This is a genomic window from Sphingomonas sp. CCH9-F2 (assembly GCF_001556735.1).
GTDB lineage: Bacteria > Pseudomonadota > Alphaproteobacteria > Sphingomonadales > Sphingomonadaceae > Sphingomonas > Sphingomonas ginsenosidimutans.
Window position 1 is genome coordinate 1 of the sequence record NZ_LSJO01000144.1, and the last position, 5,507, is coordinate 5,507.

The following is a 5,507-nucleotide window of genomic DNA, read 5'->3' on the forward strand; positions in this document are numbered from 1 at the left end:
GTGGGCTCGGAGATGTGTATAAGAGACAGCCACCATCACCGTCCAGTCGGGCGGCACCGGACAGACGGTGCAGGACGTCTACGAGGATCGCGTGGTCTATACGGGGCGTCGCTATACCAAGGCGCCGCGCCGCTACACCAAGAGCCGCTGTCGCTGCTGAGCCTGCGGCGGACGCCCGGTCCGCGCCTCAGCTCAGCCGGTCGATCGCGGCGGCGTCCAGCCCGCCCGGCACGATCATCAGCGGCACCGGCAGCGTGCCGGCCTCCGCCGCGAAATGGCTGACCAGCGCACCGGGCGCACCCGGTGCCGCGCCCAGCACCAGTGCGGCGATGCGCGGATTGTCGGCGATCATCTGCCGGATCACCTTCGGCCCGTCGCCCTCGCGCACGGTCAGCGACGGGCGCACCCCCGACTCCTCCAGGATCGTGCCCGCCGCACGCGCGACCAGCCCCTCGGCTCGCTGGCGCTGTTCCTCCTCGATCGTGGCCTGCACCCCGCCGAACGCGATGAATTCCTGCGGCGGCAGCAGCGCGAGGATCTCCACCCCGCCGCCGGTCTTCACCGCGCGCCGCGCCGCGAAGCGCAGCGCGCTCAATGCCTCGGCGGTGTCGTCGATCACGGTCAGGTAAATGCGCATCCCGCCAGCCTACGCCCCGCCGCCGCGCGCGCCAAGGGGCAGACGGGCTTGACCGCATAGCGCGTGTCCGCGAGAGACGGGCCATTCCCCAGGAGCCTTTCGAGGATCACGATGCCCATCGAAATCAAGATGCCTGCCCTGTCGCCCACGATGGAGGAGGGCACGCTGGCCAAATGGCTCGTCAAGGAAGGCGACGAGGTGAAGTCCGGCGACATCATGGCCGAGATCGAGACCGACAAGGCGACGATGGAATTCGAGGCGGTCGACGAAGGCCGCATCGCGAAGATCATGGTGGCCGAGGGCACCGATGGCGTGAAGGTCGGCGCGGTGATCGCGCTGCTGGAAGGCGAAGGCGAGGAAGCGGCGCCGCCCGCCGCGAAGAAGGAGGAGGCGCCCGCTCCCGCCGACCACGGCAAGCCCGCCGATGCCGCGGTCGCCCGGGAAGAGAAGCCCGCTGCCCCTGCCCCTGCACCCGCCGCCACGCCGGCGCCGGCCGCCGCACGTCATGACGGCGACCGCGTGAAGGCCAGCCCGCTGGCGCGCCGCATCGCCGCGGACAAGGGAGTCGACCTGTCGGGCGTCTCCGGCTCCGGCCCGAACGGCCGCATCGTCAAGGCGGACGTGGAGAAGGCACAGCCGGGCGCCGCCGCGCCGGCCGCGAGCGCCGCCGCACCGGCCGAGGCGCCCGCCGCCGCGCCGAAGCCCGCGCAGGTGCCGGACATTCCGCACGAGACGACCAAGCTCAGCAACATGCGCAAGACGATCGCGCGCCGCCTGACCGAATCGAAGCAGCAGGTGCCGCACATCTACCTCACCGTGGACGTGCAGCTCGACAAGCTGCTGAAGCTGCGCGCCGAGCTGAACGCCGGGCTGGGGGCGCGCGGGGTCAAGCTGTCGGTCAACGATCTGCTCATCAAGGCGCTGGCGGTGTCGCTGGTCCAGGTGCCCAAGTGCAACGTGATGTTCACGCCCGATCAGCTGGTCAGCTTCCACCGCGCCGACATCTCGGTCGCGGTGTCGACGCCCGAAGGCCTGATCACCCCCGTCATCACCGAGGCGGACAGCGCGTCGCTGTCCAGCATCTCGACGCGGATGAAGGATCTGGCCGCCCGCGCGCGCGACAAGAAGCTGAAGCCGGAGGAATTCACCGGCGGCACCGCCTCGCTCAGCAACATGGGCATGTTCGGGATCAAGCAGTTCGAGGCGGTCATCAACCCGCCGCAGGGCATGATCCTGGCGATCGGCGCGGGCGATAAACGCCCGTGGGTGATGCCCGACGGCACGCTGGGCGTCGCCAGCATCATGAGCGCGACCGGCAGCTTCGATCACCGCGCGATCGATGGCGCGGACGGTGCGCAGCTGATGCAGGCGTTCAAGACGCTGGTCGAAAACCCGCTGTCGATGCTCGCCTGAGGCGGGCCGCGATGGCGCAGATGCAGCTGTCCGCCGAAAAGCGCGAGATCGCCTGGACCGTGCTGGGCTTCGGGATCACCGCGCTGGTCTTCCAGGGCGCGGCGTGGAGCTATCCGCAGGGCGCCGACACGATCTGGCTGGTCGGCGCGGCCACGCTGGTGGCGGTCGGCGTGCTGGGCGCACGCGACGTCGGGCGGATGCAGCGCGAAGGGGCCGCGGCATGACCACGCTCCCCCCGCCGGATCGCGCGCCGACGATTCGCGTCACCGCGATGCCCGCCGACGCCAATGCCTATGGCGACATCTTCGGCGGGTGGCTGATGAGCCTGATGGATTCGGCCGCCGGCCTGACCGCCGCGCGCCGTGCCAAGGGGCGCGCGGTGACGATCGCGACCGACGGGATGCACTTCCACGCGCCCGTCCATGTCGGCGACGAAGTGTCGGTCTATGCACAGCTCGAAAAGATCGGGCGCACGTCGATGACGATCCAGGTCGAAAGCTGGGCGCGCGACCGCCATGGCGAGGAAACCCGCAAGGTGACCGAGGCGCGCTTCACCTTCGTCGCGATCGACGAGAACCGCCGCCCCCGCGACGTGCCGCCGGCGGCGTGAGCTTTTCCCGGCGGTCGCGACGCTGCGCGCCGCCTATGCGATGACAAAGAGGGCTGCGGCCCGGGAGTGTTGAAATGGCTGACACCTACGACCTGATCGTTCTGGGCTCCGGCCCCGGCGGCTATGTCGCCGCGATCCGCGCGAGCCAGCTGGGCCTCAAGACCGCGATCGTCGAGCGCGAGCGGCTGGGCGGCATCTGCCTCAACTGGGGCTGCATCCCGACCAAGGCGCTGCTGCGCACGTCGGAAGTCTATCACTACATGACCCATGCCGCCGATTACGGGCTGAAGGCGGACAATGTCGGTTTCGACCTGGGCAAGATCGTCGAGCGCAGCCGCAAGGTCGCCGGGACGCTGAACGCCGGCGTCAAGGGGCTGATGAAGAAGAACAAGGTGACGGTGGTCGAAGGGTTCGGCAGCCTGGCGGGCAAGGGCAAGCTGTCCGTGAAGCAGGGCGACAAAACCGTCGAGCTTTCCGCCAAGCATATCCTGCTCGCCACCGGCGCGCGCGCGCGCGACCTGCCGTTCGCCAAGGCCGACGGCAAGCGCATCTGGACGTACCGCCACGCAATGGTGCCCGAAGTGATGCCGACCAAGCTGCTGGTCATCGGATCGGGCGCGATCGGCGTGGAGTTCGCCAGCTTCTACAACGACATGGGCGCCGATGTTACGATCGTCGAGATGCTGCCGCGGATCCTGCCGGTGGAGGATGAGGAGGTCAGCGCCTTCATGGAAAAGCGCCTGACCAAGGACGGCATCAAGATCGTCACCGGCGCGGGTGTCGAGAAGATCGAGACTGGCGCCGATGCGGTGAAGGCGACGATCAAGGGCAAGGACGGCACGTCCGCGACGCGGGAGTACAGCCACGTCATCGTCGCGATCGGCATCGTGCCGAACACCGAGGAGATCGGGCTGGAGAAGCTGGACATCGCCACCGACCGCGGCCATATCAAGGTCGACGGCTTCGGACGCACCAACGTGGAGGGCATCTACGCGATCGGCGACGTCACCGGCGCGCCGTGGCTGGCGCACAAGGCGAGCCATGAGGGCATCGTGTGCATCGAGAAGATCGCCGGGCAGAACCCGCATCCGTTCGAGACGTGGAACATCCCCGGCTGCACCTATTCGCGCCCGCAGGTCGCCAGCGTCGGCCTGACCGAGGCGAAGGCGAAGGAACAGGGCCGCGAGGTGAAGGTCGGGAAATTCCCGTTCATCGGCAACGGCAAGGCCATCGCGCTGGGCGAGGCGGACGGCTTCGTGAAGACGGTGTTCGACGCGAAGACCGGAGAACTGCTGGGCGCGCACATGGTCGGCGCGGAAGTGACCGAGCTGATCCAGGGCTATGTCGTCGCGCGCCAGCTGGAAACGACCGAGCATGAGCTCACGGAGACGGTGTTCGCGCACCCGACGCTGAGCGAGATGATGCACGAAAGCGTGCTGGGCGCCTACGGCCGCGCGCTGCACATCTGACGCGGCGGCGGCACCGTGCCGCGTCGGAGGGTTAGCAAGCGATGACGCGCCTGTTTCGGGCGACCGGCGGCGGTACGGCGATCGCCGCCGCCGCACTGTTCGCGGCATCGCTGGCGATATTCTGGCCGGGAATCGTCGAATATGACGTCCTGCGCCAGTACGAACAGATCGTCGCGGGGCGGCTAGACGACTGGCATCCCCCGGCGCTGGCGCGTTTGTGGGAATGGACGCTGTCATGGCGCCGCGATCTGGCGCCGCTGCTGGCCGCGCAACTCGCGCTCTACTGGCTGGCGATCGGGCTGATCGCCGCCGCCCTCTCGCGCAGCGGACGGGCGCGGGCCGGCTGGGCGACGGTGGCGGTGGCTGCGCTGCCGCCGTTCCTGGGCTGGCAGGGCGTCGTCGTGAAGGACACGCAATTCGTCGGCGCGACGCTGGCGGCGGTCGGGTTGGTCGCGTTCTGGCGGCTGCGCGGACGCGCCGTGCCATGGGCGGCGGGCATCGCCGCCGCGGTGCTGCTGAGCTACGCCATGCTGCTGCGCGCCAATGCGGTGTTCGCACTGGCGCCGCTGATCGCCATGCTGCTGCCGCTGCGGCGGACACGCCATCGCGTGATCGCCGGGGTGCTGATCCTTGCGGCGGGGCTGGCGCTGTCGGGACCGGTCAACCGCCACCTGCTGGGCGCGACGCGGCCCAGCGGGGTGCAGAAGACGCAGCCCTTCTACGATCTGGCCGGCATCGCGGTGCGTACCGGCGGAGACGACGGCACCGGGCTGCCGGCCGCGGCCGCGCGCATGATGGCGGCGCGGCATTGCGTGTCGCCGCTGTTCTGGGACTCGATCGGCGACGATCCGCAGTGCGGGCCGGTGACCCGGCGGCTGTGGGCGCAGCCGCCCGCGACGCTCTACCCGCGGCTGGCGATGAGCGTGGTGCGCCATCCGCTGGCCTATCTTTCGCACCGCGCCGCGCACTGGAACATGACCGAGCGGTGGATCGTCCCCGCGCACCTGCCCTTCGCCGATCCGCCCGCCTGGGGCGAGCCGAACGACGTCGGCCTGCCCACCGTTGGGGGCGCGGCGATGCACCGCTGGCAGGGGATTGCGGCGTGGCTGGTCGAAACCCCGCTCGGCTGGCCGATCGCATGGCTGGCGCTGGCGGCCGGGCTGGCGTGGGCGGCGTGGCGGCGCCCCCCTGCCCCGGCGCGCGACCTGGCGGCGGCGCTGCTGGCGTCGGCGATCGCGCTGGAGGCAAGCTTCGTCGCGGTGTCGATCGCGTCGGACCTGCGCTATCACCTGTGGCCGATGATCGCGACCGCGCTGGCGGCGCTGTTGCTGGCGGACCGGCCGGTGCCGCGGCGCGCGTTCGTGCCGCTGGCGGTGGT

Annotated in this window: 6 protein-coding genes; 5 read left to right on the forward strand and 1 reads right to left on the reverse strand. The window is 70.1% G+C overall.

The genetic code is table 11. The annotated features are described in order from the left end of the window. Nucleotides 1-187: 187 nt before the first annotated feature. The gene (locus AX685_RS04275) at nucleotides 188-637 is read right to left on the reverse strand and encodes a universal stress protein (protein ID WP_066485767.1); all 450 of its coding nucleotides are present in this window, start codon (nucleotides 635-637) and stop codon (nucleotides 188-190) included. 111 nt (nucleotides 638-748) lie between these two features. On the opposite strand from AX685_RS04275, the gene AX685_RS04280 reads away from it, so the two are divergent. The 5 genes from AX685_RS04280 to AX685_RS04300 form a co-directional block, all read left to right on the forward strand. Then, on the forward strand, nucleotides 749-2,050 hold the full coding sequence (locus tag AX685_RS04280; protein WP_066485769.1) for a pyruvate dehydrogenase complex dihydrolipoamide acetyltransferase: 1,302 nt from the start codon (nucleotides 749-751) through the stop codon (nucleotides 2,048-2,050). Between the two features lie 11 nt (nucleotides 2,051-2,061). Then, entirely contained in the window at nucleotides 2,062-2,274 is a 213-nt protein-coding gene (locus tag AX685_RS04285) for a hypothetical protein (protein ID WP_066485778.1), read from the forward strand. Then, nucleotides 2,271-2,660, forward strand: a complete 390-nt coding sequence (locus AX685_RS04290) for an acyl-CoA thioesterase (RefSeq protein WP_066485780.1) — start codon at nucleotides 2,271-2,273, stop codon at nucleotides 2,658-2,660. Before AX685_RS04285 ends, AX685_RS04290 begins: the two co-directional genes overlap by 4 nt. Before the next feature lie 74 nt (nucleotides 2,661-2,734). Further along, nucleotides 2,735-4,129, forward strand: coding sequence for a dihydrolipoyl dehydrogenase (gene lpdA / locus AX685_RS04295; RefSeq protein ID WP_066485783.1), 1,395 nt, complete (start codon nucleotides 2,735-2,737; stop codon nucleotides 4,127-4,129). Between the two features lie 41 nt (nucleotides 4,130-4,170). Further along, a partial coding sequence (locus tag AX685_RS04300) for a hypothetical protein (RefSeq protein WP_066485786.1) occupies nucleotides 4,171-5,507 on the forward strand: 1,337 nt, incomplete at its 3' end.